This is a genomic window from Actinomadura formosensis NBRC 14204 (genome assembly GCF_001552155.1).
In the GTDB taxonomy this organism is placed as follows: domain Bacteria; phylum Actinomycetota; class Actinomycetes; order Streptosporangiales; family Streptosporangiaceae; genus Spirillospora; species Spirillospora formosensis.
Genome location: NZ_BCQQ01000323.1, coordinates 1 through 616 on the forward strand (window position 1 = coordinate 1; position 616 = coordinate 616).

The following is a 616-nucleotide window of genomic DNA, read 5'->3' on the forward strand; positions in this document are numbered from 1 at the left end:
ATCCGACACCACCGCCTTCTACAGCACGCTCGCACGCATACACGCCACTACGAACATCCCCATCGCCTGGCACAACACCAATCACCAACCCAGCGACCCGCCGCCCACCTATCCCTTCCAGCGCACCCGCCTCTGGCTCAACGCCGACAACCAAGGCCCTGGAGACATCACTGAGTTGGGGCTGCAAGCAGCCGAACATCCGCTGCTCGCCGCCACCACCACGCTCCCCGACGGCACCTGGCAGGCCACCGCTCGCCTCTCCCTCGAAACCCAGTCCTGGCTCGCTGACCACGCCGTCCACGGAAACCCGCTTCTGCCCGGGACAGCGTTCCTCGACCTAGCGCTTCACGCGGGATTCGCCGCCGGCTGCCCGGCCGTGGAGGAGCTGACGCTGCAATCTCCGCTGGTGTTCTCCGGTGACGAGTCGTGGGACCTGCACGTCACCGTGAGCCCGGCCGACGACGAGGGGCGACGCGACTTCACTGTCCACTCACGGCCGCAGCGCGGACAGTCCGTCTGGACGACTCACGCGACCGGCGTTCTGGGCCCGGACGACGGCACCGTCCCGCCGCCCGTCGACAAGGAAGACCTTTCAGAGAAGGTCGATATCGCGAAC

General features: G+C 67.2%; 1 protein-coding gene. It reads left to right on the plus strand.

Features of this window, described 5'->3' with window-relative positions; all coding sequences use genetic code 11:
• The coding region (locus tag AF1_RS32760; protein WP_174548927.1) for a polyketide synthase dehydratase domain-containing protein at window positions 1-616 on the plus strand (616 nt) is incomplete at both ends.